This window comes from Streptomyces sp. SN-593 (assembly GCF_016756395.1).
GTDB classification, from domain to species: Bacteria; Actinomycetota; Actinomycetes; order Streptomycetales; family Streptomycetaceae; genus Actinacidiphila; species Actinacidiphila reveromycinica.
The window spans coordinates 1,975,373-2,000,149 of the sequence record NZ_AP018365.1 but is presented as its reverse complement, the minus strand read 5'-3'; the positions used below and the strand labels follow the sequence as shown (position 1 = coordinate 2,000,149).

The window sequence follows — 24,777 nt, the reverse complement described above, 5'->3', positions numbered from 1 at the left end:
GAACACCCTTCCTGCTGCCCGGGGCCGAAACCGCGGATCCCGAGACATCGGAACTACTCGTCTAAGGGCCGTCCCGTAAATGATCTTCGAGTCGTTTCGGGTAGGGCGGGCTGACGTACGGCTCGCTGGCCTATCCGGCGAGGGCGAGGTTGTGCATCCGGGCGATGCCGAGCATGGCGTGGTGGACGCCGTCGCCCTTGAGGCGGCAGTCTCGGAGGATCTTCCAGGTCTTCATGCGAGCGAAGACGTGCTCGACGCGGGCGCGGACCTGCTTGTGGGACGTGTTGTGCGCCTGCTTCCACTCGGGCAGGTCTTCGCCGTTGCGTCGGCGGTGGGGCATGACGAGTCCGGTGCCCGGGTAGCCGCCGTCGGAGATCGTCAGCGTGTTGCCGACAGCGGCTTTGGCACCGGACTCCTCCCATGCCTTGCAGTCGTTGCGGTTTCCGGCGAGCGGCCGGCCGACCACGACGACCAGGCGGGTGTCGGCGTCGATGACGACCTGATGGTTGGTGGAGTACCGGTAGTTCTTCGACGGCTCGGCCACCGTGTGGTCGCGGGTGGGGACCAGGGTGCCGTCCACGATGAGCACGGCGTCCTTCGCGAACCGCTTGCGGGGCTGGAGCGCGAGCATCGGCCCGAGGTGATCGATGATCCGGTCCGCCGCAGACTTCGACACCCCGAACAGCGGGGCGAGCTGCCGCATCGTCAGGTTCGTGCGCCAGTACGCCGCGACCAGCAGAGCCCGGTCCTCCAGCGGAAGGCCCCACGGCCGACCCTTGCGGACCGCGTCCGCACCCTCGCGCCGCAACACTGTCACCAGCTTCCCGAAGGCGCGCGGGCTCAGCCCAGTGAACGGGGCTATCCAGGACGACTCCGACGCCGTGAGCACACCAGCCACACCAAGATCATCCCACCCGCGGACGGCAGTTACGGGACAACCCTTAGGCCGGCCGCGAAGACTGCCGGACACTGTCAGTGCCGACAGGGCATACAGCACAGTCTGATCCGCGCTTACCTCCGTCGCCGCGGAATCCGGCACAGCATCCCGGAAAAGTCCGACACCGAGTCTGCCCGATTACGGCGAGGTTCACGCGGCGGTCGCCCACCCGGCTTCGACCCCACCAGGTACCAGGCCCGCAACGCCGTCGAGCGCGCGATCGACAAGATCAAACAGTTCAGAGCTGTCGCAACTCGCTACGACAAACGCGGATACGTCTATCTCGGTTCAGTCACCGCCGCTAACCTCCTCATCTGGCTACGTTCATGATCGAGGAGACAGGCCCTAGGTGGTCTCGTCGGCCAGGCCAGCGAACCCAACGAGAACCTTCAGTTCAGTGACCGTCTCGTTCTCGCTGGAGAGCGCCCACAGCGTGTGCGGGATCGCACGGGCTGCGTCAGCGATGATGAGCGTCCCTCGCGTCTGTCTTCCCCCGCCCGTCCTGACCCCAGTCGCCCGGTCCGGCGTCCTGTGTGGGACCGGCGGATCGAGGCGGATGGTGGCCGGGATCGCGTCGATCAGCGGTAGCAGCTGGGTAACGTCGTCGCGGATACCGTCGGCGAGGATGATGCCGATGGGTGTGCCCCGTGGCCGTCGGCAATCAGGTGGTGTTTCGAGCCTGGATAGCCCCGGTCGACGAGCGAGGGAGTTCCTGCGGCAGGCGCTCCCACTGGATGCCGGTGTGCAGCACGAACAGGGTCCCGCACAACAACTCCCACAGCTCATCCGACACGATCCACGGCGAGGCCCCCCAACCTGCGCAACGCGCGGCGCACATGTCCGACACTGTCACCAGGTCCGATCCATCCAAATGTGTTAGCCGTTGTATTTCTCGGGCCCCGGATCCTTCCAGACGCGAAGCTGGGCCACCGGGATTGAGAGGCGGAAACGTAGATTGACGTTCCCTGTCAATGCGTCGATCCGCGCAAGTTCGCCAAGGGCGGACGTTTTTCATGATAGGTGGGTGGATCCATTCCATGCATCTATGTCAAGCTGTACATTCTCTCGTTGCGAAAGGAAGCAAATCGGTTGGATCGTCTGCGGTGTGGTCTGGCGGGGTGGTGTCGTGAAGCCGGGTGGGCGCGTCGGCGATCCCCTCTTCGTAAGGATCCTCGCTGCTGAGGTGTGACGTCACGCCATGGTGGTTCGCCGTGACAAGCCTTATAGCGCAGAAAGTGCCGTCAGGCAAAACGCGTTTTCTGAGGATCATAGTTGTCGTCCCCCACCGGTTGCTTGGCGGTGGGTCCGGAGGGGGCAGGGGTGCATCCGATGCGCTCTGTCCAACCCCTGAGCATGTAGGGCCCTCGGTGGCCCTGCGAGCCAGACAACATGTGAACCCGAAAGGACGACCGGCTTGCCTCGTATCCATAGTCAGCCCCGGACAGTTGAAACGCATGTCGTTCCGGCCCTTCTCACTGTGAGAGACGCTGCAACCTACTTGGGAATATCGGAAAGCACTCTGTACGTCTGGCGGCATAGAAGAATCGGACCGCCCAGCTTTCGGCTTGGCCCCCGTGGAAGGGTCGTGTACCGGCGTTCCGCCCTGGAAGGTTGGCTGAACGAGCAGGAGGTGTCAGACTCCCGGTCGAACATCACTCTGAGTCCTCTGGAACGCCATGACAAGGGGTTCAACTGAGTCCACTGGGTGATACTCGCGGCGAGCGAGGATCCATAGAGAAAGGTAGAGAAGATAGCTGGCTACATAGAGGATCGCTGGCTGAAGAAGCGTCCTAGCAAGGAAACCGGAAAGCGGGAGAGAACCGCGCTTTACGGCAAGTGTACCCGCTACCGAGTCAAAGGAATTCCCGGAGTCAAGGACCGTTCCTTCGACGCCCTCCAGGATGCCAAGACCTGGCTAGCCCAGGCCCAGACCGACGCACGCCGAGGGGAGTTCGTCGATCCACGCGATGGCGGCATCTCCCTCAAGGACTACATTGCCACCCACTGGTGGCCCACCCAGAGCGGTGACCCGTCCACGATCGAGGCGATCGAGCACAGGATACGCCGACACATCCTTCCCCACCTGGGTGCGCAGCCGCTGAAAGCCATCGGCACGGAAGTCCTGCGGCACTGGAAGAAGCGGCTGGAAAAGGACATCGGTCCGACCTCGATCCGTCTCGTCTGGGCGACACTCTCCAGCGTCCTCCAAGCCGCTGTCGAGGACCGTCGTCTCGGACGAAACCCATGCCGCTCCAGCACGGTTGTTCCTCCGGCCGCCCCACCCGGCAGGGTTGAGGCGTGGCCGCCCGAAAGGGTCCTGGCGGTGCGGGAGGCACTGGCGGATCGCTACCGGATCCTCCTCGTGATCGGAGCAGGACTCGGGCTCCGCCAAGGAGAGGCGCTCGGCCTCTCGGCCGACGACATCGACTTCGAGAAGGAAGTCGTCCATGTCCGGCGTCAGGTCAAAGTGGTGCGGGCGAAGCTGTGTTTTGCGCTCCCGAAGGGACGCAAGGTCCGGGACGTCCCATTGCCGGCCAGCGTGGCCCGGTCCATCCGGCAGCACATGGAGCAGTTCGCGCCGGTGCCGGTCACGCTGCCCTGGGATGACCCGACTCCGGCCCAGACATCGGTGGAGGCAAAGCACCGGCGGCCGAGGACCTACCGACTCTTGGTGGCGGGGCGCGAGCGGAAGGCCATCAACCGGAACTACTTCAACTCCTACGTGTGGAAGCCCGCTCTGGCCAAGGCAGGTGTGATCGCCCCACTGGACAAGGGCGGCGCCAACGGGACTCGCGTGTGGGAGCCGTCACGGGAGCACGGATTCCACGCCCTGCGACACTTCTACGCCTCCGAGGAACTGGAGGCCGGAGAGTCGGTCGTCTCCCTGGCGCGCTGGCTGGGGCACTCCTACCCCGGGTTCACGTTGCGGAAGTACTCCCACTTCCTGCCACGCGCCGGCGCACGTGGCACCGCCGCCATCGATGCGATCTTCGCATAGCCGCGGCCGATCCGCACTGGCTGTGGAGCGTGGCCGGTAGCCCGTAGCAGGCCCAAAGTCCCAGAGAAATCCCAGAGACGCCGTCGCTCCCTGTCCGACCCGCTAAGGAGCAGGTCAGGCAGGGAGCGACGGCATTCGCCTCTTAGATGTCGAAGTACAGCTCGAACTCGTGCGGGTGCGGGCGCAACTGGAGCGGGGCGATCTCGTTCGTGCGCTTGTAGTCGATCCAGGTCTCGATCAGGTCGGAGGTGAAGACCCCGCCGGCCTGGAGGTACTCGTTGTCCGCCTCAAGGGCGTCGAGGACGGCGGGCAGGGAGGTCGGGACCTGCGGGACGCTCGCGTGCTCCTCGGGAGCCAGCTCGTAGAGGTCCTTGTCGATCGGCTCGGCCGGCTCGATCTTGTTCTTCACGCCGTCCAGGCCCGCCAGGAGCAGCGCGGAGAACGCCAGGTAGGGGTTGGACGACGGGTCCGGGGCCCGGAACTCGACGCGCTTGGCCTTCGGGTTCGACCCGGTGATCGGGATGCGCATCGCGGCGGAGCGGTTGCGCTGGGAGTACACCAGGTTCACCGGCGCCTCGAAGCCCGGCACCAGGCGGTGGTAGGAGTTCACCGTCGGGTTGGTGAAGGCGAGCAGCGAGGGCGCGTGCTTGAGGATGCCGCCGATGTAGAAGCGGGCGGTGTCGGACAGGCCCGCGTAGCCCTGCTCGTCGTAGAAGAGCGGGGAGCCGCCCTGCCACAGCGACTGGTGGACGTGCATACCGGAGCCGTTGTCGCCGAAGATCGGCTTGGGCATGAAGGTCGCGGTCTTGTTGTTGCGCCACGCCACGTTCTTGACGATGTACTTGAACAGCATCAGGTCGTCGGCGGCGGCGAGCAGCGTGTTGAACCGGTAGTTGATCTCCGCCTGGCCGGCGGTGCCGACCTCGTGGTGCTGGCGCTCCACCTGGAGGCCGGCGCCCTCGAGTTCGAGGGAGATCTCGGCGCGCAGGTCGGCGAAGTGGTCGACCGGCGGGGCGGGGAAGTAGCCGCCCTTGTAGCGGACCTTGTAGCCGCGGTTGTCCTCGACGGCGCCGGTGTTCCACGCGGCGGCCTCGGAGTCGATGTGGTAGAAGGACTCGTTCGCGGAGGTCTGGAAGCGCGCGCTGTCGAACACGTAGAACTCGGCCTCGGGGCCGAAGTACGCGGTGTCGGCGATGCCGGTGGAGGCGAGGTACGCCTCGGCCTTCTTCGCCACGTTCCGCGGGTCGCGGCTGTACTGCTCGCCGGTGATCGGGTCGTGGATGAAGAAGTTGATGTTCAGCGTCTTGTCCCGCCGGAACGGGTCGACGCGCGCGGTCGACAGGTCCGCCCGGAGGGCCATGTCGGACTCGTGGATCGCCTGGAACCCGCGGATCGAGGAGCCGTCGAAGGCCAGTTCCTCGGTCGGGTCGAACGTCGAGACCGGGACCGTGAAGTGCTGCATCACGCCGGGCAGGTCGCAGAACCGGACGTCGACGAACTTGACGTCCTCGTCCTTGATGAACTTGTTGACGTCGTCGGCGTTCTGGAACATCCAACTCCTCCTAGGCCCGGCCCCGCGGGTCGGGGTCGGCGATCGAGAAGCGCGGCCAGTGCGGTGACCCACGCTGCCCTGACGATAGGGATCAGGGATTTCTCCAGCATGACTCATTTGTTTCGCAGAGGTTAACCGCGATGTCCCCAAATCGCCCCCGATGGCCCGCCGCCCAGTGCCCGCAAGGGCGGCGGCGTACGGCGCACCCTGCCCGCTCGGTGGGCGCCGGCGGCCCGGGGTTACCGTGGATGCCGTGGACAACAGGGAAGTAGTGGGTTCGTGGCTCTCCGGGCCCCGGGCGACCGCGGAACAGATGGGCGTGGAGTTCGGCTACCGCGGTGAGCGGCTGGGCCTGCCCGAGGACGGACCGGGCTCCGTCGCGTCCATCGGCCGCCGGGTCGCGGCGATCTTCGTCGACTGGGTGCTGTGCGTGGTGATCGCATACGGTCTGATCGCGCACCGTGACGTGCACTCCGCGAACAACTGGGCGCTCGCCGTCTTCGGCGTGGTCAGCCTGATCGGTCTGGCGCTGGTCGGCGGCACCCCGGGGAAGATGATCTTCCGGCTGCGGGTGATCGGCCTCGACGGCCGCCGGCTCAGCCCGCTCGCCGCCGTGATCCGTACGGTGCTGCTGCTGCTCGTCATCCCCGCGCTGGTCTGGGACCGCGACACCCGGGGCCTGCACGACAAGGCGGCCAAGGCGGTCCAGGTCCGGATCTGACCGCGGAAGCTCTCCTGCGCCGTGGTGGAAGGCGCGAAGGGGTGCCGGGGGTCTCCCCGGCACCCCTTCGGTGCTCCGCTTCGGTGGGCGCCCTGGCGTGCCCCGCCGCGGCCCCGGCGCTCAGCGCCCGCGCGGCATCCGCATGCCCTTGGGCATCGGGCCCTTCGGGATCGGCATGTTGCTCATCAGGTCCCCGAGCGCCCGCAGCCGGTCGTTCACCTCGGTGGTCTTCGGACCGCTCAGCGTCCGAGGCAGCCGCAGCAGCGTCGTACGGATCTTCTTCAGCGGCAGTTGGCCCTCGTCGTCGCCGACGATGTAGTCGTGCACCGGAACGTCGAAGACGACCCGGGAGACCTTCTTCTTCTCGGCGGCCAGCAGGCCCTTCACCCGGTTCGGGTTGCCCTCGCCCACCAGCACGATGCCGGCCTTGCCGACCGCGCGGTGCACGACGTCCTGGCTCTTGTTCATCGCCACCGCGGGGGTGACGGTCCAGCCCCGCACGTTCTGGAGCACGGCGGCGGCCGCGCCCGGCTTGCCGTCGAGCTGCCCGAAGGCGGCCCGCTCGGCGCGGCGGCCGAAGATCACGGCGGTCGCCAGCAGGGCCACCAGGAAGCCCAGGATGCCCGCGTAGATGGGGTGGTTGATCAAGAAGCCGAGGGCGAGGATGACACCGAAGGTGACGATTCCCACCGCCGCAAGGACAAGACCGATCTTAGAGTCGGCCTGCCTGGTCATCTTGTATGTCTGGACGATCTGTGCCAGCCGCCCAGAACTGCTCTCGGATGTTTCCTTCCTCGCCATGGGGCAAAGGATACGTGGCCTGTCGGTACGCCGTCACCGCGGTCGGGCCGCTGCGCCCCGCTGCGTGCCCCCGAGCGCCGCGATCTCGTGCTCGGCCTCCCGCCGGTCCTTCGCGCGCTGCCGGTCCGCCACGACCGCCGCCCAGGCGTTCCTGCGGGCGGTCTGCTGCCCGCCGCCCAGCAGGAAGGTCTCCACGGCGCGCAGCGCGCCCGTCACCGAACGGTCGCCCGACGGTGAGCGGCCGGCCGCCGGCTGGAGCCGGAAGCGCGGCTGGAGCCGCAGACGGGGCGGCAGGCCGGTCAGGAGGCGGCCGGGAACGTGCACCTGCTCGGACGACGACGGCATGGTTCCCCTCGGGAGGAAGGAGGAAGGCGGCGGGTGGAGCGGGGAGGGCGGGGCGCGGTGTTGTGCGGTGCGAGACGTGCGGAAGTGCGGGGAGGTGCGGCCGGAGTGGGCGGCCGCCGGGCCCCGACACGGCGACGGTGCGGCGAGTCCAAGCCTCGCCACACCGTGTTACCAGCCGGTGACCACCGGGTCAATCTCACATGAAAGCCGCACCCTCGGCCCGTACCGCTGGCTCCTGGCCCGCGCGGCGGTCGATGGCCTGCTGGAAGAGGCGTCCGGCGCGGTATGAAGAGCGGACGAGCGGCCCGGACATCACACCCGCATAGCCGATCTCCTCCGCCTCCTCCTTCAGCTCGACGAACTCCGCCGGCTTCACCCAGCGCTCCACCGGGTGGTGCCGTGCCGAGGGGCGCAGGTACTGCGTGATGGTGATCAGCTCGCAGCCCGCGTCGTGCAGGTCGTGCAGGGCCTGGCTGATCTCCTCACGCTCCTCGCCCATTCCCAGGATCAGGTTGGACTTGGTGACCAGCCCGGCCTCGCGGGCGCGGGTGATGACCTCCAGCGAGCGCTCGTAGCGGAAGCCGGGGCGGATGCGCTTGAAGATCCGCGGCACCGTCTCCACGTTGTGCGCCAGCACCTCGGGGCGGGAGCCGAAGACCTCGGCGAGCTGGGCGGGCTCGGCGTTGAAGTCGGGGATGAGCAGTTCGACCTTGGTGCGGCCGCCCGCGCGGTCCGCGGTCATCGCGTGGATGCGGCGGACCGTCTCCGCGTAGAGCCAGGCGCCGCCGTCCTCCAGGTCGTCGCGGGCGACGCCGGTGATGGTGGCGTAGTTCAGGTCCATGGTGAGCACGGACTCGCCGACCCGGCGCGGCTCGTCCCGGTCGAGCGCCTGGGGCCGGCCGGTGTCGATCTGGCAGAAGTCGCAGCGCCGCGTGCACTGGTCGCCGCCGATGAGGAAGGTCGCCTCGCGGTCCTCCCAGCACTCGTAGATGTTGGGGCAGCCCGCCTCCTGGCACACGGTGTGCAGACCCTCGCTCTTCACGAGTTTCTGCATCTGCGTGTACTCGGGACCCATCTTCGCCCGGGTCTTGATCCACTCGGGCTTGCGCTCGATGGGGGTCTGGCTGTTTCGGACCTCAAGGCGCAGCATCTTGCGTCCGTCGGGTGCGACTGCAGACACGACCGGCTCCCTCTAAAGCTTCGATTCTACGGCGAACACCAGCGTACGCCCGTACTTCCCATGGCCCCTCAACCGTGCAACCTGCGGCATGGGCGGGGCATTCCCGGCGCCGCGGGGCGACGCCCGCGCCGCCCCGGGCCGGGGCGCCGCCGGACCGGCCGCCTCACACCGCGCGGGGCAGCGGCACCGCGCTGCCGAGCACCGCGGCCAGGTGCTTCTCGACCACCGGCAGCACCTCGGGGACCGGCACGTCCCGCCCGAGCTCGGCGGAGAGCGAGGTGACGCCCGCGTCGCGGATGCCGCAGGGCACGATCCGGTCGTACCAGGTGTTGTCCGGGTCGCAGTTGAGCGCGAAGCCGTGCATCGTGACGCCCTTCGCGACCCGGATGCCGATCGCCGCGAGCTTGCGGTCCTCCCGGCGCTGGCCGGCGTTGGAGGGGGCATACTCCGGCCCGTTCAGCCGCGGGTCGAACTCCTCGTCGGCCAGCCGCGGGTCGAAGTCGAGGGTCAGGCCGCCCTGCTGCCGCGGGAGGGGGTCGCCCAGCACCCACACGCCGCTGCGCCCCTCGACCCGGGAGGTCTCGACGCCGAAGTCCGCGGCCACCCGGATCAGCGCGTCCTCCAGCCGGCGGACGTGGGCGACCACGTCGACCGGGCGGGGGAGCTTCATGATCGGGTACCCGACGATCTGGCCCGGGCCGTGCCACGTGATCTTGCCGCCGCGGTCGACGTCGATCACCGGGGTGCCGTCCAGCGGGCGCTCGCTGTCGGCGGTGCGGCGGCCGGCGGTGTAGACCGGCGGGTGTTCGAGCAGCAGGCAGGTGTCGGGCACCTCGTCGAGGAACCGGGCCGCGTGCACGCGGCGCTGCTCCTGCCACGCCGCTTCGTACTCGACGGCTTCGGCGCCGAACCCCAGGTGGACGAAGCGCAGTTCGCTCACGGCTACTCCTACTCCTCTGCGGTGGCGCGACGGCGGCGCGCCGCCGGCCGCGGTGGGTGGTGCGGCCGGACGCACCCCAGCCACTGTACGGCGGCGCGCGGGACGGGCGTGCCGCGGGCCCCGCCCGCCTGTGGACAACGGCCGGCGGCGGCGGATTCCGGCCGCGCGGCCCCTGTCCGGAATGCCATTGGTTGTAGCCCATTCGGGCGAATACACGGCTCTTACGGTGAGCTTCCCGGCACTGACCGTTACATTCGCGCCGATCCTGAGACCGCCCAGAGGAAGTGGACCGTACTGCCGATGACGGACCGCCCCACGCAGCGAACGCCGAACCCTCCGACCAGCGCGGCGCCCCGCCAGGCGCGTACCGAACGCACCGACCGGCAGAACCGGGCCAACACCAAACTCGCCGAGATCATCGCGGAGGCAGGCTTCTCGCACGCGGGACTCGCCCGCCGGGTGAACCAGCTCGGCGTGGAACACGGACTCGACCTGCGCTACGACAAGACCTCGATCACCCGCTGGCTGCGTGGCCAGCAGCCGCGCGGCACCACCCCGGCGCTGATCGCCGAGGTCTTCACGCAGCGGCTCGGCCGCCGGCTGGCCGCGCCCGATCTCGGGCTCGACGCGTGCGCGCCGGTCTACGCCGGGCTGGAGTACGCGGCCACCCCCGAGGAGGCGGTGGACATCGTCAGCGGGCTGTGGCGCAAGGACACCGGGAACCAGGCCGAGCTGCGGAAGATCGCCTTCACCCCGGCGGGGCTGGTGGTGCCCAGCCGGGACTGGCTGATCGGGCGGGCCGACGAGCGGGTCGGGCAGGCGCAGCCGGGGGTGCCCCCGGTGGCGCCGGCGTCGGCCGGGCCCCCTGAGCCGGAGCCGCACGCGGCGGGCGGCACGGGGGAGCGCGTGGGCGGCGGGGTGCCGCTGCCGGGGCCGTGGGCGGCCTGGGGCGCGCGGGTGCCGGCCCAGAGCCGCGGCCCGGGCGGCGCCGAGCCCGTGGTGCTGCTCGGCACCGGTACGGGTCCGGCGGGCGGCGGGTCCGGGCGGGTCGGCGCCGGCGACGTCGCGGCGGTGCGGGCCGTCGGCGACCTCTTCCGCTCCCTCGACCACGCCTACGGCGGCGGGCACGCCCGGCAGGCCCTCGTCCGCTACCTGGAGCACGAGGCCGAGCCGCTGCTGCGCGGGTCCTACGGCGACGCGCTCGGCCGCCGGCTGTTCGCCTCGGTCGCCGACCTCACCCGGCTGGCCGGGTGGACCTCGTACGACATCGGGGCGCACGGCCTCGCGCAGCGCTACTTCGTGCAGGCGCTGCGGCTGGCGCAGGCGGCCGGGGACCGGGCCTACGGCAGCTACGTGCTGGTCACGATGAGCCGCCAGGCCGTGTACCTCGGGCACGGGCGGGAGGCGGTGCAACTGGCCCGGGTGGCCCAGCAGGGGGTCGGCACGGCCGCGCCCGCGGTGGTGCACGCGCTGCTGCACGCGGCCGAGGCGCGCGGGCACGGGCTGCTCGGCGAGGCGCGGGCGTGCGCGGCGGCGCTGGCGCGGGCGGAGCGGGCGCTGAGCGCGGCCCGCGGCGGGGACGAGGTGCCCGGGTGGGCGCGCTTCTTCGACGAGGCTCAGCTCGCGGACGAGTTCGCGCACTGCCACCGGGACCTGCGGCAGTACCGGGCGGCGGTGCAGTACGCCGAGCGGTCGCTCCAGCTACGCGCGGCCGGGTACGCGCGCAGCCGGCTGTTCTGCCGCACCGTCCTGGCGTCGGCCCGGCTCGGACTGGGCGAGGTGGAGGTGGCGTGCGCCCACGGGGTGGAGGTGGTGCGCGGTGCGAGCGAGATGCGGTCGGTCCGCGCGGGGGAGTACGTCCGGGAGTTCCGGCAGCGGCTGGAGCCGTTCCGGGACACCGTCGCCGTGCGGGCGTTCCTCGACCGTGTCGCCGCGCTGCCCCGGTGAGCGCTCCGCCCCGGGCGCGTACCCGGGGCGGAGCCGGAGGGGCTCTACGCGGCCCGCGGGGGGACGTCCGCGCTCAGGTCGCGCAGGGCGGCGGCCGCGGCGCGGCGGCCGGAGAACAGGGCGCCCTGGATGGTGGAGGTGTCGCGGTGGTCGCCGCAGACGTACAGCCCGGCCAGCAGGCGGACCGGCCGGCGCAGGTCGTGCGGCGGGGGCATGGCGGGGACGCAGTGCGCCGTGGTGCGCAGGGAGAGCAGGTCCCAGCGGTCGGTCGAGGTGTCGTACAGGTCCGCGAGGTGGGCGCGGATGGTCTTGTCGTCGGAGCCGTCCGGCGGCGGCCCGAGGACGACCGAGGTGACCAGGGCCCGGCCGGTGGGCGCGCGGGTGGGGTCGATGGCGGTGGCCGGGTAGGTGTGGGAGACCGGCCCGAGGCGGTCGGCGTCGAGGACGAGCACGGGCTCGCGCAGGGGCGCGGCCGGCGCGGCGTGGTGGACCACGGTGACCGGGTGGAAGCCGGGCACGCGCAGTCCCGGCAGGAGGGCGGCGGCCGCGTGCGCGTCGGTGGCGACGACCACGCCGCGGCAGGGGAGTTCGGCGCCGTCGACGGTGTGCACCGCGTTGGCGGCGACGTGGGCGGCGCGCACCCCGAACCGTATGGTGCCCGGCGGGAGGGTGGCGGCCAGCCGTTCGGGCAGCCGGGCGGCGCCGCCCACCGGCAGGCAGGCCCGGCCGCGCGCGAACCCGCGCAGCACGATGTCGGCCACCCGGCTGGACGTGCCGAGTTCGGCGTCGCACAGCAGCGCGGCGAGCAGCGGCCGCAGGAAGTGCTCGACGGTGCGGGGCGCGAACCCGCGGCCGGCCAGCGCGAGCGCGGCGGTGCTCTCGGGACGGGCGGTGATGCGCCGGGTGGGGGTGGCGGCGAGCCGGTCGAGCGCGGTACCGAGCCGGGCGCGGTCGCGGGCCGAGCCGAGCGGTGCGCGGGTGCCGCTCGGACCGCCGACCCGGTAGGCGCGGCCGCCGGAGCGGACCAGCGCCCCGGGCGCGAGCGGGGCCAGCGGCAGGCCGCGCAGCCCGCCGGCGCGGTGCAGTTCGGGGTAGGCGGTGTTGAGCAGTTGGGGCCCGTGGTCGAGCCGGAAGCCGTCCACGGTGTCGGTGGCCATCCGCCCGCCGACGCGTTCGGTGGCCTCCAGGACGGTGACGCGCATGCCCCCTTCGGTCAGGTGGTGCGCGGCGGCCAGGCCGGCCGGGCCGGCGCCGATGACGATCACATCCGTGGCGGAGGCCACGCCTTGCGGGCGTGCTGGTGCGAGCACGATGCCCCTCCCGAGTTCGGGTCCGGTCCCCGCTGGCGCCTGCGCGACGGACATGGCGGGCAGGCGCGGCGAGCGGCCCTGACCCGCTGACGCACCGCCAAGTACCCGCTTCCGCCCGGTGGTCGGCCGTTGGCGTCGGCTCGCGCGAAACGCTGCTAAAGGTCATGCCCTCATCAAAGAGAAAGGATGCGGGGCGGACCGGTCCGATCCGGCCCTTTCCGGCACGTTTTCCGGCCGTGCCCTCCCGGTGCCGGGCCGTACGGAACCCGTACGGGTGCGACGGGCGCGGCGGCGCCCGCTCAGACCCGGTTGGGGGGCGGCAGCGCGGCCTTGATCGCGTCGTCGATGTCCGGGTGCGCGAAGGAGAACCCGGCGTCCAGCAGCCGCTGCGGGCGCACCCGCTGACTGCCCGTCACGTCCCCGGCGAACTCGCCGAGCACCGCGCGCAGCGCGAACGACGGCACCGGCAGCGCCGTCGGGCGGTGCAGCACCCGCCCCATCGCCTCCGTCACCTCGCTGTTGGTGCGCGGCTCGGGCGCGGTCAGGTTCACCGGGCCGGACAGCTCCTCGTGGTCGACGGCGAACCGCAGCGCCGCCACCTCGTCCTCCAGCGAGATGAAGCTCCAGTACTGCCGCCCGCTGCCCAGCCGTCCGCCCAGCCCGGCGCGGAAGAACGGGAACAGCGCGCCCCACGCGCCGCCCTGGGGGGAGACCACCAGGCCGGTGCGCGCGTGCACCGTGCGGATGCCGGCCGCGCGCGCCGGATCGGCCGCCGCCTCCCAGGCCTGGACCAGGTCGGCCAGGAAGCCGGTGCCGGCCGGGCTGTCCTCGTCCACGAAGCGGTCGCCGGTGTCGCCGTAGTAGCCGATCGCGCTGCCGGCGACCAGCACCCGCGGCTTCGGGTCGAGCGCGGCCATCGCCCGCGCGATCGTGGCGGTGCCGTCCACCCGGCTGTCGAGCAGGACCTTCTTGCGCCGCGCGCTCCACCGCCGCGCCGCGACCGGCGCGCCCGCCAGGTGCACGACCGCCTCGCAGCCGGCCAGCGCCTGTGCGTCCACGGTGCCCGCCCGCGGGTCCCAGCGGGCCTCTCCGCGGTTGCGCGGGGGACGCCGTACCAGCGTGACCACCTCGTGGCCGTCGGCCGTGAGCGAGGCGGTGAGGGCGGAGCCGATCAGACCGGAGGCGCCGGTGACTGCGATACGCATGGGGGCCATTGTGCCCGGTCCGCCCGCCGGGCTACCCGAAGCGCGCCCACAGGTGGGGGAAGCGGTCGGCCATCGCCCGGTCGTCGTCGAAGTCGGGGCGCACGCCCTCCGGCTCCTCGGGCGGCGTCAGTTCCAGGTCCGGCAGCCGCACACCGGTGAGCCGCTCATACGCCTCGTCGGCGGCGTACCCCAGGTCCTCGGCGTCGCCGTCGGTCTCCGGGTCGAACTCCGGGGCGAGGACGGCCAGGTCGTCCGGGGAGTGCAGGGCGCCCTCGAAGACGTGCCGGCCCCGGCCGATCAGCCAGCAGCGGAAGAAGTCGAACGCGTCGTCGTCGGCACCGCCCAGCATGATGTCGGCGGCGCCCCACAGGTCCCAGGCGAAGGCCCGGTGGAAGCGGGTCTCGAAGTGCCGCGCGAAGTCCAGCACGGCGTCCGGGTCGAGTCCGGCGAGCCGTTCCACCAGCAGGTCGGCGTGTTCCTCCGGATCGTCGTCCGCGGCTTCGCGGGTGCTGTCGACGATCTCCCAGAACTCCGTCTCGTCCATCACGCGTACAGCTTCCCGTGCGAGGGGGCCCGGTGCAACGCGACCCCCCCGCGGCGGGCGGCGGATACGATCGCGGGACCGGCCGCCGGCGGGGGCGACCACCCCGATCGGGTCACGTCAGGCGTAGCTGGTAGGCCACGGTGCGGCGCAGGGGGCGGAAGCCGAGCGCCGCGTTGACCGCGAGCATGTGCCGGTTGTCGTCCGCGGTGTTCGTGACCACCTCGGTCACCTCGGGGTGGGCGTCCCTCAGGTGCCGCAGCATCGCGGACTTCAGCCACAGGCCGAGCCCGTGGCCGCGGTGCGCGGGCACCACGGCGGTGTCGAGCTGCTTCGCGCGCGCTCCGGTCTCGACCTCGGCGGGCAGCGTCAGCTTCGTGTAGCCGGCCACCGAGCCGTCGGCGACGCTGACCGCCGCGTGGTTGAGCAGCCGCTCGCCGCGGCGGGCCGCCAACTCCGCGGACCTGCGCACCCGCTCGGCGTCCCACCCGGCCCGGGTGACCCCCAGGCTGCCGGTCGGCAGGGCCGCCAGGCCCGCCCGGGCCGCCGCGAAGGACTCCGCGAGCGCGTCCGGCGGCGTGCCCTCCCAGGCCGCCAACCGGTAGCCGGGGTGCGGCACGTCCGGCAGCTTCACGATCCGCTCCGGGGTCTCGGCCAGCAGCAGCCGCTGCCAGGTCAGCCGGAGCGCGGGCACGAAGTCCCGGGTGGCCAGGAAGCTCTCGCCCGGCGTGCCGGCCAGCACCTCCGTCGACAGCCGGCGGCAGTCCTCCTCGGCCGCGGCGGCCACCACCGTGGCCAGCAGCCGGGAGCCGGTACCCATCCTGCGGTGCGCGGGATGGACGGTGAGCTGCACCGACGCGAGCCGGCCGCCGCCCTCGGCGGCCGGCAGCCGGAGCTTCGCCGTGGCCACGCCCTCGCCGTTCGCGCCGTGCACCAGCCACAGGGCTAAGCGGCTGCCGGGGCCGACGGTGGTCAGCGCGGTGCGCACGTCGGCCAGGGTCGGCAGCGGCTCACCCGGGCGGTCGTGCGCGAGCGCCGCGGACCGCACCCGGTGCCACGCGCGGACGTCGTCGGCGGTGGGTGCGGTCAGCCGCCGGTGTTTGGTAGGCATCCGGGGGAACTTAACCGGTTGGTGTAGGCGCCCGCAATCCCTTCCACCCGGTGGATTCGCACGTCACGGCGGCCGCGACGCGCGGACCCCCACCCGCGTGCGGCGGCCGCCCGCGAGCGGGCACGGGTCGGCGGCGGACCCCCGACGGGGACCCGCCGCCGACCCGACGGCACGCGGTGCCTCAGAGCCCGTAGCGCTCCGCGGCCTCCTTCACCGCCTCCGGCTTCACCTCGCCGCGCCGGGCGAGCGCCGCCAGCGTCTGCACGGTGAGCGACTGCGGGTCCACGCCGAAGTGCCGGCGGGCCGCCTCCCGCGTGTCGGAGAGCCCGAACCCGTCGGTGCCCACCGACGTCCAGTCCTGCTCCACCCACGGCGCGATCTGGTCCGGCACCGCCCGCATCCAGTCGCTGACGGCCACCACCGGGCCCTGCGCACCGGCCAGCGCCCGCGTCACGTACGGCACCCGGTCCTCGCCGCGCAGCCGCGCCCGGTCGCACTCCAGCGCCTCGCGCCGCAGCTCGGTCCAGGAGGGCGCGGACCACACGTCGGCGGCCACGCCCCAGTCCTCGGCCAGCAGCCGCTGCGCCTCCAGCGCCCAGTGGATCGCGGTGCCCGACGCCAGCACCTGCGCGCGCGGCGCGTCGGCGGCCGCCGCGTCGGCCTGCCGGTAGCGGTACAGGCCCTTGATGATGCCCTCCTCCACGCCCTCGGGCATGGCGGGCTGCACCTTCGGCTCGTTGTACACCGTCAGGTAGTAGAAGACGTCCTGGTCCTCGCCCTCGACGGCCGGACCGTACATCCGCCGCAGGCCCTCGCGGACGATGACCGCGACCTCGTACGCGAACGCCGGGTCGTAGGACAGCGCCGCCGGGTTGGTGGAGGCGAGCAGGTGGGAGTGGCCGTCGGCGTGCTGGAGGCCCTCGCCGGTCATGGTGGTGCGGCCGGCGGTGGCACCGATCACGAAGCCGCGGCCGAGCTGGTCGGCGAGCGCCCAGAACTGGTCGGCGGTGCGCTGGAACCCGAACATCGAGTAGAAGATGTAGAACGGGATCATCGGCTCGCCGTGGGTGGCGTACGACGTGGCCGCGGCGGTGAAGTCGGCGAGCGAACCGGCCTCGGTGATCCCCTCGTTGAGGATCTGGCCGTCCTTCGCCTCCTTGTAGTACAGGAGCTGGTCGCGGTCGACCGGGTCGTAGGTCTGCCCCTTGGGCGAGTACAGCCCGGCGGACGGGAAGAGCGACTCCATGCCGAAGGTGCGGGCCTCGTCGGGCACCACCGGCACCCAGCGCCGACCGGTCTCCTTCTCCCGCATCAGGTCCTTCACCAGCCGGACGAACGCCATGGTGGTGGCGATCTCCTGGGTGCCGGAACCCTTCTCCAGAGCCTTGTACGCCTTCTCCGGCGGCAGCGGCAGCGGCGCCGCCACGACCTTGCGGGCCGGCGCCGGCCCGCCCAGGGCCGCCCGGCGCTCGCGCAGGTACCGGATCTCGGGGGAGTTCTCCCCGGGGTGCCAGTACGGCACCACGTCCGCGTCCAGCGCGCTGTCCGGGATGGGCAGCTCCAGCAGGTCGCGCATGGTGCGGAACTGCGCGCCGGTGAGCTTCTTCATCTGGTGGTTGGCGTTGCGGGACTCGAAGCCCGCGCCGAGCGTGTAGCCCTTGACGGTCTGGGCGAGGATCACCGTCGGGGCGCCCTTGTGCTCCAGGGCCGCGCGGTAGGCCGCGTACACCTTGCGCGGCTCGTGGCCGGCGCGCGAGGTCTGGAAGAGCTCCAGCAGCTTCGCGTCGGTCAGCCGGCCGCCGAGCGCGCGCAGCGAGGCGTCCGCGCCGAAGAAGTGCTCGCGCAGGTAGGCCGCGTCCCGGGTGGCGTAGGTCTGGAACTGCGCGTCCGGGGTCTCCCGCAGCCGCCGGACCAGCGCGCCGTCGGTGTCCTGGGCGAGCACCTCGTCCCAGGCCGCGCCCCACAGCGCCTTGACCACGTTCCAGCCGGCGGCGCGGAACTGCGCCTCCAGCTCCTGCACGATCTTGAAGTTCGGGCGGACCGGGCCGTCCAGCCGCTGGAGGTTGCAGTTGATGACGTAGGTCAGGTTGTCCAGGCCCTCGCGGGAGGCCAGCGCCAGGGCGGCGGTCGACTCCGGCTCGTCCATCTCGCCGTCGCCGAGGAAGGCCCACACGTGGGAGCCGGAGGTGTCCTTGATGCCGCGGTGCTCCAGGTAGCGGTTGAAGCGCGCCTGGTAGATCGCCGAGAGCGGGCCGAGGCCCATCGACACCGTCGGGAACTCCCACAGCCACGGCAGCCGCCGCGGGTGCGGGTACGACGGCAGCCCGTCGCCGCCGGCCTCCTGGCGGAACCGGTCCAGGTGGGCCTCGGTGAGCCGGCCGTCGAGGAACGCGCGGGCGTAGACGCCGGGCGAGGCGTGGCCCTGGATGTAGAGCTGGTCGCCGCTGCCGGCGCCCTCCTTGCCGTGGAAGAAGTGCTGGAACCCGGTTTCGTACAGCCAGGCCGCCGAGGCGAAGGTGGCGATGTGGCCGCCGAGGCCGAGCTTGCTGCCGCGGGTGACCATCGCCGCCGCGTTCCAGCGGTTCCACGCGGTGATCCGCGCCTCCAGCGCCTCGTCGCCCGGGTAGGCGGGCTCGGCGGCGGTGGGGATGGTGTTGATGTACTCGGTCTCCAGCGGCGTCGGCAGGCTCAGCCCGCTCTCGCTACCGCTCTCCAGGGTGCGGCGCATCAGGTACGCCGCCCTGTGCGGACCCGCGGCCTTCGCGACCGCGTCCAGGGACGCGCGCCATTCCGCGGTCTCCTCCGGGTCGATGTCGGGGATCTGGTCGAGCTGACTGGGCCGGGTACGGCCTACGGCGTCAGGCATGGGTGTGTGCCGCCTTCCAGACAACGGAGGGAGGATGGTGGGAAGTGAGTCGGGCACGACAGGATGCTCCCCGCCGATCGACGCTACGCCTCGATCGATGATCGATCAATGGGTTGCCGGGAAGTAACCACAGGTCGGCACCGGGTGCCAGCCTTTGAGGCACCCAGTGACAGACGGGCTTCGCCTGGGAAACCACGGCGTCGCCCCCTCGTGCGGGAGCCTACCGAAGGGACACGCGCCCTTGGCCCGCCCTTCGGCAGGCTCCGGACCCGCCCGGGCCCGGAGCGCCGCCGCGGGGCCGCCCTACACCTGGGGGGCGCAGCTCAGCACGTGCGACTTGATCAACTCGCCGATCCGCGGGTCGCGGGCGACGAACGCGTCGACCAGTTCCTGGTGCTCGTCGGCGTAGGCGCGCGGCGCCGGGCTCAGCCACCGCATGGACAGCGTGGTCCACACCTCGATGCCCAGTGACTCCCACACGTGCAGCAGCACGCCGTTGGCGGCCGCGCGCACGAGTTCGTGGTGGAAGCCGACGGTGTGCCGGACCTGCGCCTCGTCGTCGAGCGCGGCGTCGGCCGCCCGCAGCGCGGCCACCTCCCGCTCCAGCGGGCCCGGGTCCTCGGCCAGCGCGGCGGCCGCCAGTTCCGCCGCGACCTGCTCCAGGCCGGCGCGCACCGGGTAGCTCTCCTTGACGTCGACCGCCGTCAGGCCGCGCACCCGCACGCCCTTGTTCGGCGCGGACTCGATCAGCCGCAGCGTCTCCAGCTCGCGCAGCGCCTCCCGGACCGGCGTCTGGCTGACCTGCAGCTCGACCGCGATCCGCCGTTCCACGATCCGCTCGCCGGGCTTCCAGCGTCCGCTGACGATGCCGTCGAGGATGTGCTCGCGGATCTGCTCGCGCAGGCTGTGCACGACCAGATGAGGGGCGGCGGCTTGGGCCATGGGAGCGCGCTCCTTCGCTGTTGCGTGTCTACGACGATACGACGCGGCGGCCGACCTGCCGCCGGCCGGGACGCGCAAACCCGCGGGCCGTCGGCACCGGGCCTGCCCGGGGACGGACGCGGCGGCGCCCCCGCACCCGGTGGACGGGGCGGGGGCGCCGCGGTGACGCTGCTGCTCAGGCGGTCGACGCCCTCACAGGCCGAGCTCGACCTCGAACTCGCCGGCCTCCAGGATCTCCTTGACCGCGGTCAGGTAGCGGGCCGCGTCGGCACCGTCCACCAGCCGGTGGTCGTAGGAGAGCGACAGGTACGTCATGTCCCGGACGCCGATGACCGTGCCCTCGGCGGTCTCCACGACCACCGGGCGCTTGACGGTCGCGCCGATGCCGAGGATCGCGGCCTGGTTCGGCGGCACGATGACCGTGTCGAACAGCGCGCCGCGCGAGCCGGTGTTGCTGATCGTGAAGGTCGCGCCCGCCAGGTCGTCCGGGGTGATCTTGCTGGCCCGGACGTTGGCCGCCAGCTCCGCCGTCTTCTTGGCGATGCCCGCGATGTTCAGGTCGCCGGCGCCCTTGATGACCGGGGTCATCAGGCCCTTCTCGGAGTCCACCGCGATCCCGATGTTCTCGGAGTCGAAGTAGGTGATCGTGCCCTCGTCCTCGTTGATGCGGGCGTTGATCACCGGGTGGGCCTTGAGCGCCTGGGCGGCGGCCTTGACGAAGAACGGCATCGGCGAGAGCTTCACGCCCTCGCGCGCCGCGAAGGACTCCTTGGCCAGCCCGCGCAGCCGCATGACCCGGGTGACGTCCACCTCGACCACGCTGGTCAGCTGCGCCTGCGAGTGCAGGGCCTTCATCATGTTGTCGCCGATGACCTTGCGCATCCGGGTCATCTTGACCGTCTGGCCGCGCAGCGGCGAGACCTCGACGGCCTTCGCCGCCTTGGGCGCGGCGGCGGCCGGTGCCGCGGCGGCCTTGGCGGCCTCCGCGGCGCTGAGCACGTCCTGCTTGCGGATGCGGCCGCCGACGCCGGTGCCGCGCACCGAGCCGAGGTCCACGCCGCTCTCGGCGGCGAGCTTGCGGACCAGCGGGGTGACGTAGGCGCCGTCGCCGGCACCCGGGGCGGCCGGTGCCGCGGCGGGCGCGGCCGGCGCGGGCTGGGCCGCGGGGGCCGCCGGAGCCGGAGCCGGGGCAGGCGCCGGAGCCGGAGCCGCGGGAGCGGGTGCGGCCGGAGCCGGAGCCGGAGCCGCGGCCTGGGGGGCCGGAGCCGCCGGAGCCGGGGCGGGTGCGGCCGGCGCGGGCGCCGGAGCCGCGGGGGCCGGGGCGGGAGCGGCGGGCGCGGGTGCGGCGGCCGGAGCGGCACCGGCCGCACCGATGACCGCCAGCTTCGCGCCGACCTCGGCCGTCTCGTCCTCCTGGACCAGGATCTCCAGCAGGGTGCCGGACGCGGGCGACGGGATCTCGGTGTCGACCTTGTCCGTGGAGACCTCGAGCAGGGGCTCGTCGGCCTCCACGCTGTCGCCGACCGCCTTCAGCCAGCGGGTGACGGTGCCCTCGGTGACGGACTCGCCGAGCGCGGGCAGCACCACGTCGGTGCCGGACGCGCCGGAACCGCCCGCGGCCGCCTGCGCGGTCGGGGCGGGGGCGGGAGCGGCCGCCTCGGTGGAGGGGGCCGCGGCCGGGGCGGGCGCGGGCGCCGGCTCCGGGGTGGGCTCGGGCTGGGCCGCGGGGGCCGCCGGCGCGGCGGGGGCACCCGAGCCGTCGTCGATCAGCGCCAGCTCGGCGCCGACCTCGACCGTCTCGTCCTCGGCGACCTTGATGGAGGCCAGCACGCCGGACACGGGGGAGGGGATCTCGGTGTCGACCTTGTCGGTCGACACCTCGAGCAGGGGCTCGTCGGCCTCGACCCGCTCGCCCTCGGCCTTCAGCCAGCGGGTGACGGTGCCCTCGGTCACGCTCTCGCCGAGCGCCGGCAGGGTTACGGAAACCGCCATGGTTGCGGTTGCTCCTAACGATCTGTGCGGATGGGTGGCGTGTTCGAGGGTCAGTCGTGCGAGTGCAGGGGCTTGCCGGCGAGCGCCAGGTGCGCCTCGCCGAGAGCCTCGCTCTGCGTCGGGTGGGCGTGGATGAGCTGCGCGACCTCGGCGGGCAGCGCCTCCCAGTTGTAGATGAGCTGCGCCTCGCCGACCTGCTCGCCCATCCGGTCGCCGACCATGTGGACACCCACGACGGCGCCGTCGCGCACCTGGACGAGCTTGACCTCGCCCGAGGTCTTGAGGATTTTGCTCTTGCCGTTGCCGGCCAGGTTGTACTTGAGCGTGACGACCTTGTCCGCGCCGTACACCTCCTTGGCCTTCGCCTCGCTGAGGCCCATGGAGGCGACCTCGGGGTGGCAGTAGGTCACGCGCGGCACGCCGTCGTAGTCGATCGGCACCGGCTTGAGGCCGGCCACCCGCTCGGCGACGAGGATGCCCTCGGCGAAGCCGACGTGCGCGAGCTGGAGGGTGGGCACCAGGTCGCCGACCGCGGAGACGGTCGGCACGTTGGTGCGCATGTACTCGTCGACCAGCACGAAGCCGCGGTCCATCGCGACGCCCTGCTCCTCGTAGCCGAGGTTCTGCGAGACCGGGCCGCGGCCGATGGCGACCAGCAGCACCTCCGCCTCGAAGGTCTTGCCGTCGGCCAGGGTGACCTTGACGCCGTTGTCGGTGTACTCGGCGCCCTGGAAGAAGGTGCCCAGGTTGAACTTGATGCCGCGCTTGCGGAAGGCCCGCTCCAGCAGCTTCGAGCTGTTCTCGTCCTCGACCGGCACGAGGTGGGGCAGGCCCTCGACGATCGTCACGTCGGTGCCGAAGGACTTCCACGCCGAGGCGAACTCGACGCCGATCACGCCGCCGCCCAGGATGATCGCCGACTGCGGCACCCGGTCCAGGACCAGGGCGTGGTCGGAGGAGATGATCCGGTTGCCGTCGATGGTCAGGCCCGGCAGCGAGCGCGGTACGGACCCGGTGGCCAGCACGATGTGCCGGCCCTGGATGCGCTGGCCGTTCACGTCGACGGAGGTGGGGGAGGACAGCCGGCCCTCACCCTCGATGTACGTCACCTTGCGCGAGGCCACGAGGCCCTGCAGGCCCTTGTAGAGGCCGGAGATCACGTCGTCCTTGTACTTGTGGACGGCCGCGATGTCGATGCCCTCGAAGGTCGCGCGCACACCGAACTGCTCGCTCTCGCGGGCCTGGTCGGCGATCTCCCCCGCGTGCAGCAGCGCCTTGGTGGGGATGCAACCCTGGTGCAGACAGGTGCCCCCGAGCTTGTTCTTCTCGATCAGGGCGACGTCGAGTCCAAGCTGTGCGGCACGCAGGGCAGCCGCGTAACCGCCACTGCCACCGCCGAGGATCACTAGGTCGAAAACAGTGCTGGCGTCGTTCGCCACGTCACGTCCTCCATGCATGGGTTCGCCGGAGCCGGTCCACCTAGACCGGACGGCGGCTTTGGTTCGGCCGCTTTGTCTCAAAGGGGGCCCTGTCGTGCCGACCCACATCTTCGCACTTGTCGGCGGCCGGTGAGGCATCGGGCCGGGCGGTGTGACGTAGCAGGTACGACGACGTGCGGCCCCGGGTGCTCCACCCGGGGCCGCGTGTGAGGTAACTCACGCGACGGATCTCGCCGCGGCCCCGCCCGGCGCGGGCAGGGGCCGCCGGTCAGAAGAGGTCGCCCTCGGCGGCGGTGCGGGCCAGGCCGACCAGGGTGCGCACCGCGCTGCCGGTGCCGCCCTTGGGGGTGTAGCCGAACGGCGCGCCCTCGTGGAAGGCCGGGCCCGCGATGTCCAGGTGGGCCCAGGTGATGCCCTCGCCGACGAACTCCCGCAGGAACAGTCCGGCGATCAGGCCGCCGCCGGGCCGCACGCCCATGTTCGCGATGTCCGCGACCGGCGAGTCGAAGGTCTTGCGAAGCTGCTGCGGCAGCGGCAGCGGCCAGGAGTCCTCGCCCTCGGCGAGCGCGACGGAGTGCACCGTCGAGCGGAAGTCGTCGTCGTTGGCCATGATCCCGAACCGGCCGTCGCCGAGTGCGAGCACCATCGCCCCGGTCAGCGTCGCCACGTCCACGATCGCGTCGGGGGACTCCTCGGAGGCGCGGGCGATCGCGTCGGCGAGCACCAGGCGGCCCTCGGCGTCGGTGTTCAGCACCTCGACGGTCTTGCCGCTGTACATCTTCAGCACGTCGCCCGGGCGGGTGGCGTTGCCGCCGGGCATGTTCTCGGCCAGCGCCAGCCAGCCGGTCACGTTCACCGCCAGGCCGAGCTTCGCGGTCGCCAGCACCGCGCCGAACACGGCGGCCGCGCCGCTCATGTCGCACTTCATCGTCTCGTTGTGCCCCGGGGGCTTCAGCGAGATGCCGCCGGAGTCGTAGGTGATGCCCTTGCCGACGAAGGCGAGCGAGACGGTCGCGTCCGGGTGCGTGTAGGCGACCTTCACCAGGCGGGGCGGCGTCGCCGAACCGCGGCCGACACCGATCAGGCCGCCGTAGCCGCCCTTGGCGAGGGCCTTCTCGTCGAGCACCTCGACCTTCAGGCCGTGCTCCTTGCCCGCCTGCTGGGCGAGTGCGGCGAAGGCGGTCGGGGTGAGGTCGTTCGGCGGGGTGTTGATCAGGTCGCGGGCCCGGTTGACCTCCGCGGCGACCGCGACGGCGCGCGCGGCGGCGGCCTTGTGCTCCTTGTCGCGCGGCTTCGCGCCGAGCACGGCGACCTCGCCGAGCGGGAGGCGTGCGTCCTTCCGGGTGTCGGACCGGTACGCGGTGAAGGAGTACGCGCCCAGCAGGGCGCCGGTGGCGACGGCCTCCACCTCGACGGGGGTGGCCGCGGGCAGGGCGAAGGCGGCCTTCTTGGCGCCCGCCAGGGCGCGTGCGGCGACGCCCGCGGCCTTGCGCAGGGCCTCCGCGTCGTTCGCACCGCCGTTTCCGGCGGGCTCGCCGAGGCCGACCGCGAGCACCACGGGTGCCTTCACGCCGTCGGGCGCGGGCAGCTTGGTCGACTCGCCCTCGGCGCCGGACGCGCCCAGGGTCTCAAGGACGGCGGCCAGCTTGCCGCCGAACGCGTCGTCCACGGCGTCCGCTCCCGGCGCCAGGCGCGGGCCTTTCGGGCCCTTGGTCACGCCTACGACGACGGCATCCGCGCGCAGCGCTGCGGCGGAGGAGGCGCTTAGTGTCAGAGCAGTCACGGTGGGTGGGGTCCTAACGGTCGAAGGGGTGCGGGCCGCCACGACGCCGGAGCGGCCCTCGGTCGAGCCTACGCTGCCCAGTTGCCGGTCAGCGGGCGGGCGGCGGGACGTGTCCGCGGCCCGCGGACGGCGGGCCGGGCGCCCGCGGCCGGCCGGCGGCGGGGCGC

Annotated in this window: 19 protein-coding genes and 3 pseudogenes; 6 read left to right on the top strand and 16 right to left on the bottom strand. The window is 72.2% G+C overall.

Translation table 11 applies throughout. From position 1 onward, the window contains the following. Positions 1 to 130: 130 nt before the first annotated feature. Complete coding sequence (locus RVR_RS08380; protein ID WP_202233249.1) at positions 131 to 898, bottom strand: transposase; 768 nt, start codon at positions 896 to 898, stop codon at positions 131 to 133. 46 nt (positions 899 to 944) lie between these two features. Here RVR_RS08380 and RVR_RS08375 point away from each other — a divergent pair. Continuing rightward, positions 945 to 1,267, top strand: a pseudogene (locus RVR_RS08375) (transposase); the annotation flags it as partial. A 189-nt stretch (positions 1,268 to 1,456) separates the two neighbouring features. Here RVR_RS08375 and RVR_RS08370 read toward each other — a convergent pair. After that, positions 1,457 to 1,775 (bottom strand): annotated as a pseudogene (locus tag RVR_RS08370) (hypothetical protein); the annotation flags it as partial. Between the two features lie 639 nt (positions 1,776 to 2,414). Between RVR_RS08370 and RVR_RS08365 the strand changes: the two are divergent. The 3 genes and pseudogenes from RVR_RS08365 to RVR_RS38865 all read left to right on the top strand — a co-directional run bounded on the left by RVR_RS08365 (position 2,415) and on the right by RVR_RS38865 (position 3,935). Beyond that, positions 2,415 to 2,633, top strand: coding sequence for a helix-turn-helix transcriptional regulator (locus RVR_RS08365; RefSeq protein WP_202233248.1), 219 nt, complete (start codon positions 2,415 to 2,417; stop codon positions 2,631 to 2,633). A gap of 54 nt (positions 2,634 to 2,687) precedes the next feature. Further along, positions 2,688 to 3,071: pseudogene (locus tag RVR_RS38870) on the top strand (tyrosine-type recombinase/integrase); the annotation flags it as partial. Positions 3,072 to 3,260: 189 nt separating this feature from the next. Then, complete coding sequence (locus tag RVR_RS38865) at positions 3,261 to 3,935, top strand: tyrosine-type recombinase/integrase (RefSeq protein WP_346731441.1); 675 nt, start codon at positions 3,261 to 3,263, stop codon at positions 3,933 to 3,935. Positions 3,936 to 4,077: 142 nt separating this feature from the next. Here RVR_RS38865 and glnA read toward each other — a convergent pair whose 3' ends face one another. Next, positions 4,078 to 5,487 carry a type I glutamate--ammonia ligase gene (glnA, locus tag RVR_RS08355; RefSeq protein WP_202233247.1) on the bottom strand — a complete coding sequence of 470 codons (1,410 nt, stop codon included), beginning with the start codon at positions 5,485 to 5,487 and terminating at the stop codon, positions 4,078 to 4,080. A 253-nt stretch (positions 5,488 to 5,740) separates the two neighbouring features. Between glnA and RVR_RS08350 the strand changes: the two genes are divergently transcribed. Continuing rightward, positions 5,741 to 6,208: an RDD family protein gene (locus RVR_RS08350; protein ID WP_202233246.1), complete on the top strand. Its 468-nt coding sequence runs from the start codon at positions 5,741 to 5,743 to the stop codon at positions 6,206 to 6,208. Between the two features lie 120 nt (positions 6,209 to 6,328). Here RVR_RS08350 and RVR_RS08345 read toward each other — a convergent pair whose 3' ends face one another. The 4 genes from RVR_RS08345 to lipB form a co-directional block, all read right to left on the bottom strand. Next, positions 6,329 to 7,009: a DUF4191 domain-containing protein gene (locus RVR_RS08345; protein ID WP_202233245.1), complete on the bottom strand. Its 681-nt coding sequence runs from the start codon at positions 7,007 to 7,009 to the stop codon at positions 6,329 to 6,331. A gap of 33 nt (positions 7,010 to 7,042) precedes the next feature. After that, positions 7,043 to 7,225 (bottom strand): hypothetical protein, encoded by a 183-nt coding sequence (locus RVR_RS08340; RefSeq protein WP_202238476.1) that lies wholly within the window; start codon positions 7,223 to 7,225, stop codon positions 7,043 to 7,045. A gap of 325 nt (positions 7,226 to 7,550) precedes the next feature. After that, complete coding sequence (gene lipA, locus RVR_RS08335; RefSeq protein WP_202233244.1) at positions 7,551 to 8,534, bottom strand: lipoyl synthase; 984 nt, start codon at positions 8,532 to 8,534, stop codon at positions 7,551 to 7,553. Between the two features lie 163 nt (positions 8,535 to 8,697). Then, positions 8,698 to 9,474: a lipoyl(octanoyl) transferase LipB gene (gene lipB / locus RVR_RS08330; RefSeq protein ID WP_202233243.1), complete on the bottom strand. Its 777-nt coding sequence runs from the start codon at positions 9,472 to 9,474 to the stop codon at positions 8,698 to 8,700. A gap of 300 nt (positions 9,475 to 9,774) precedes the next feature. Between lipB and RVR_RS08325 the strand changes: the two genes are divergently transcribed. Further along, positions 9,775 to 11,421, top strand: coding sequence for an NsdA family TPR-like regulatory protein (locus tag RVR_RS08325; RefSeq protein WP_237404636.1), 1,647 nt, complete (start codon positions 9,775 to 9,777; stop codon positions 11,419 to 11,421). A gap of 44 nt (positions 11,422 to 11,465) precedes the next feature. Here RVR_RS08325 and RVR_RS08320 read toward each other — a convergent pair whose 3' ends face one another. The 9 genes from RVR_RS08320 to RVR_RS08280 form a co-directional block, all read right to left on the bottom strand. Continuing rightward, the gene (locus tag RVR_RS08320; protein WP_237404635.1) at positions 11,466 to 12,731 is read right to left on the bottom strand and encodes an FAD-dependent oxidoreductase; all 1,266 of its coding nucleotides are present in this window, start codon (positions 12,729 to 12,731) and stop codon (positions 11,466 to 11,468) included. Positions 12,732 to 13,030: 299 nt separating this feature from the next. Beyond that, positions 13,031 to 13,936 (bottom strand): TIGR01777 family oxidoreductase, encoded by a 906-nt coding sequence (locus tag RVR_RS08315; RefSeq protein ID WP_202233241.1) that lies wholly within the window; start codon positions 13,934 to 13,936, stop codon positions 13,031 to 13,033. 31 nt (positions 13,937 to 13,967) lie between these two features. Then, positions 13,968 to 14,480: a DUF4240 domain-containing protein gene (locus RVR_RS08310; RefSeq protein ID WP_202238474.1), complete on the bottom strand. Its 513-nt coding sequence runs from the start codon at positions 14,478 to 14,480 to the stop codon at positions 13,968 to 13,970. A gap of 112 nt (positions 14,481 to 14,592) precedes the next feature. Next, positions 14,593 to 15,588 carry a GNAT family N-acetyltransferase gene (locus RVR_RS08305; RefSeq protein ID WP_202233240.1) on the bottom strand — a complete coding sequence of 332 codons (996 nt, stop codon included), beginning with the start codon at positions 15,586 to 15,588 and terminating at the stop codon, positions 14,593 to 14,595. 181 nt (positions 15,589 to 15,769) lie between these two features. Further along, on the bottom strand, positions 15,770 to 18,454 hold the full coding sequence (aceE, locus tag RVR_RS08300) for a pyruvate dehydrogenase (acetyl-transferring), homodimeric type (RefSeq protein WP_202233239.1): 2,685 nt from the start codon (positions 18,452 to 18,454) through the stop codon (positions 15,770 to 15,772). 303 nt (positions 18,455 to 18,757) lie between these two features. Continuing rightward, positions 18,758 to 19,396, bottom strand: coding sequence for a GntR family transcriptional regulator (locus tag RVR_RS08295; RefSeq protein WP_202233238.1), 639 nt, complete (start codon positions 19,394 to 19,396; stop codon positions 18,758 to 18,760). A gap of 192 nt (positions 19,397 to 19,588) precedes the next feature. Next, positions 19,589 to 21,388 carry a 2-oxoglutarate dehydrogenase, E2 component, dihydrolipoamide succinyltransferase gene (sucB, locus tag RVR_RS08290; RefSeq protein WP_202233237.1) on the bottom strand — a complete coding sequence of 600 codons (1,800 nt, stop codon included), beginning with the start codon at positions 21,386 to 21,388 and terminating at the stop codon, positions 19,589 to 19,591. A 50-nt stretch (positions 21,389 to 21,438) separates the two neighbouring features. Then, positions 21,439 to 22,827, bottom strand: a complete 1,389-nt coding sequence (gene lpdA, locus RVR_RS08285; protein WP_202233236.1) for a dihydrolipoyl dehydrogenase — start codon at positions 22,825 to 22,827, stop codon at positions 21,439 to 21,441. Between the two features lie 268 nt (positions 22,828 to 23,095). Continuing rightward, the gene (locus tag RVR_RS08280) at positions 23,096 to 24,610 is read right to left on the bottom strand and encodes a leucyl aminopeptidase (protein WP_202233235.1); all 1,515 of its coding nucleotides are present in this window, start codon (positions 24,608 to 24,610) and stop codon (positions 23,096 to 23,098) included. Positions 24,611 to 24,777: the final 167 nt, after the last annotated feature.

Coding starts and splice junctions, on each gene's coding strand:
- RVR_RS08345 (WP_202233245.1), bottom strand. CDS start 7,009: ATGGCGAGGAAGGAAACATCCGAGAGCAGTTCTGGGCGGCTGGCACAG.
- sucB (WP_202233237.1), bottom strand. CDS start 21,388: ATGGCGGTTTCCGTAACCCTGCCGGCGCTCGGCGAGAGCGTGACCGAG.
- aceE (WP_202233239.1), bottom strand. CDS start 18,454: ATGCCTGACGCCGTAGGCCGTACCCGGCCCAGTCAGCTCGACCAGATC.
- RVR_RS08315 (WP_202233241.1), bottom strand. CDS start 13,936: ATGCGTATCGCAGTCACCGGCGCCTCCGGTCTGATCGGCTCCGCCCTC.
- RVR_RS08325 (WP_237404636.1), top strand. CDS start 9,775: ATGACGGACCGCCCCACGCAGCGAACGCCGAACCCTCCGACCAGCGCG.
- RVR_RS08310 (WP_202238474.1), bottom strand. CDS start 14,480: ATGGACGAGACGGAGTTCTGGGAGATCGTCGACAGCACCCGCGAAGCC.
- RVR_RS08305 (WP_202233240.1), bottom strand. CDS start 15,588: ATGCCTACCAAACACCGGCGGCTGACCGCACCCACCGCCGACGACGTC.
- glnA (WP_202233247.1), bottom strand. CDS start 5,487: ATGTTCCAGAACGCCGACGACGTCAACAAGTTCATCAAGGACGAGGAC.
- RVR_RS08295 (WP_202233238.1), bottom strand. CDS start 19,396: ATGGCCCAAGCCGCCGCCCCTCATCTGGTCGTGCACAGCCTGCGCGAG.